This window comes from Brachybacterium hainanense, from assembly GCF_042434575.1.
In the GTDB taxonomy this organism is placed as follows: Bacteria; Actinomycetota; Actinomycetes; order Actinomycetales; family Dermabacteraceae; genus Brachybacterium; species Brachybacterium hainanense.
Window position 1 is genome coordinate 1 of record NZ_JBHLSV010000051.1, and the last position, 2,440, is coordinate 2,440.

Annotated in this window: 2 protein-coding genes; both read left to right on the forward strand. The window is 72.9% G+C overall.

What is annotated here, in order from left to right; genetic code table 11:
* The coding region (locus ACFFF6_RS19875; RefSeq protein ID WP_376983262.1) for a MazG nucleotide pyrophosphohydrolase domain-containing protein at window positions 1-861 on the forward strand (861 nt) is incomplete at its 5' end.
* 112 nt (window positions 862-973) lie between these two features.
* Window positions 974-2,257 carry a phosphopyruvate hydratase gene (eno, locus tag ACFFF6_RS19880; protein ID WP_376983263.1) on the forward strand — a complete coding sequence of 428 codons (1,284 nt, stop codon included), beginning with the start codon at window positions 974-976 and terminating at the stop codon, window positions 2,255-2,257.
* Window positions 2,258-2,440: the final 183 nt, after the last annotated feature.

Sequence of the window (2,440 nt, forward strand, 5' to 3'; positions counted from 1 at the left end):
CGTCGCGCCGAGCCGGACCGTCCCGGCCACGCGCGGGGCGGGGCACCGCCGGGGCGGCGGGCGATGAGCGCGTCCGGGACCTCCGCCGCACCCCCGCCCGAGGACGAGCAGAGGGCCCCGGACGGGGCGTCCTCGTCGCCTCGCGGGGGGACGGGACGGTCCCTGCTGCGCGCCGTGGCCGTGATGGAGGCGCTGCGGACGGAGGACGCGAGCGGGGACGCCTGGAGCGCCCTGCAGACCCACCAGTCGCTCGCCCGCTATCTGCTCGAGGAGTCCCACGAGGTCATCGAGGTGATCGAGGACCCGGCCGGGCACGCCCCCGGCGCGATCGTCGACGAGCTGGGCGATCTGCTGTTCCAGATCCTGTTCCATGCCCGGATCGGGCAGGAGGAGGATCCCTCCTGGAGCATCGACGACGTGGCGGAGGCCTTCGTCGCGAAGATGGAGCGCCGCAACCCGCACGTCTTCGGTCCGGGAGCCGGGGAGGCGCTCGCCGGCCGCGACGACGTCGAGGCGATCATCGCCCAGTGGCATGCGGTCAAGGCGCAGGAGGCGGGGGAGCGCGGGGAGGCGTCCTCCGGGCCGTCCGCCGCGAGCCCCTTCGCCTCGATCCCGGCGCGCCTCCCGGCGCTGCAGACGGCGGCGAAGGCCGTGCATCGCGCCCGGTCGGCGGGAGCGCTCGATGGGCTGCTCGAGACGGCCGATGCGATCGTCGCGGCGCAGGACGCCCCGGAGGGCGCGGACATCGGCCGTGCCCTGCTGACGGAGGTCGTCGGCGCGGAGGCCCGCGACGTGGATCCCGAATCGGCGCTGCGGGCCCTGCTGGCGCGGATCTCCCGCGAGCTCCCCGCCTCCCCCTGAGCCGTTCCGCGAGCCGTCCGGGCGGCCCTGCGCGCGGGGGCCTAGACTGGGGCGGAGGCGGTCAGCGTCGACCTGCCATCCGGACCCTGTTCCACGACGGAAGGAAAACCCCATGGCAGCAACGATCGATGCCGTCCACGCTCGCGAGATCCTCGATTCCCGCGGAAACCCCACCGTCGAGGTGGAGGTCCTCCTCGACAACGGCATCGTCGCCCGCGCGGAGGTTCCCTCCGGCGCCTCGACCGGCGCCTTCGAGGCCGTCGAGCTGCGCGACGGCGACAAGGGCCGCTACCTCGGCAAGGGCGTCCGCCAGGCCGTCGACGCGGTGATCGAGCAGATCGAGCCGGCGGTCCTCGGGCTGGAGGTGCAGGATCAGCGCGCCATCGACCAGGCCATGATCGACCTCGACGGCACGAAGAACAAGGGCAGCCTGGGCGCCAACGCGATCCTCGGCGTGTCCCTCGCCGTGGCCCGCGCCGCGGCCGACGACTCCGACCTCTCCCTGTTCCGCTACGTCGGCGGTCCGAATGCCCATGTGCTCCCGGTGCCGATGATGAACATCCTCAACGGCGGCTCCCACGCGGACTCGAACGTCGACATCCAGGAGTTCATGATCGCGCCGATCGGCGCGGAGAGCTTCGTGGAGGCCGTGCGGGTCGGCGCGGAGGTCTACCACGCGCTGAAGTCCGTGCTCAAGGACCGCGGTCTGAACACCGGCCTGGGCGATGAGGGCGGCTTCGCGCCGAACCTCGAGTCCAACCGCGCGGCCCTGGATCTGATCGTCGAGGCGATCGGCAAGGCCGGCTACGAGGCCGGGAAGGACGTGGCCCTCGCGCTCGACGTCGCGGCCTCGGAGTTCTACGAGGACGGCGCCTACACCTTCGAGGGCGAGAAGCGCACCGCGGAGTACATGACCGCGTACTACGCCGACCTGGTGGCGTCCTACCCGCTGGTGTCCATCGAGGACCCGCTGGACGAGGAGGACTGGGAGGGCTGGAAGACCATCACCGCCGAGCTCGGCGGGAAGGTCCAGCTCGTGGGCGACGACCTGTTCGTCACCAACCCCGAGCGCCTGGGCCGCGGCATCGCCGAGGGCGCGGCCAACGCGCTGCTGGTGAAGGTCAACCAGATCGGCTCGCTCACGGAGACCCTCGACGCGGTCGCGCTGGCGACCCGCAGCGGCTTCAGCTCGATGATGTCCCATCGCTCCGGCGAGACCGAGGACACCACGATCGCGGACCTCGCCGTGGCGACCAACTGCGGCCAGATCAAGTCCGGTGCTCCCGCCCGCGGCGAGCGCGTGAACAAGTACAACCAGCTCATCCGCATCGAGGAGGAGCTGGGCGAGGCCGCGGTGTACGCGGGTGCCTCGGCGTTCCCGCGCTTCTCCGCGTGAGGGCCCAGCCTGAGCGCTGTAGCCTGAACGCATGACCTCACGACGACCGGGTGCCCCGTCCACGAGGCGCCCGGTCGCCGCGTCCGGGAGCCGCCGCACCGGCTCCCGGACCGGGACCTCGTCCGCACGCGGCGGCGCCCGCGGCGGGGAGATGTCCGCTGCGGCCTCCCGCGCGGGCGCGCG

Excerpts from the sequence above, each read along its gene's own strand:
- eno (WP_376983263.1), top strand. The coding sequence starts at position 974 with ATGGCAGCAACGATCGATGCCGTCCACGCTCGCGAGATCCTCGATTCC.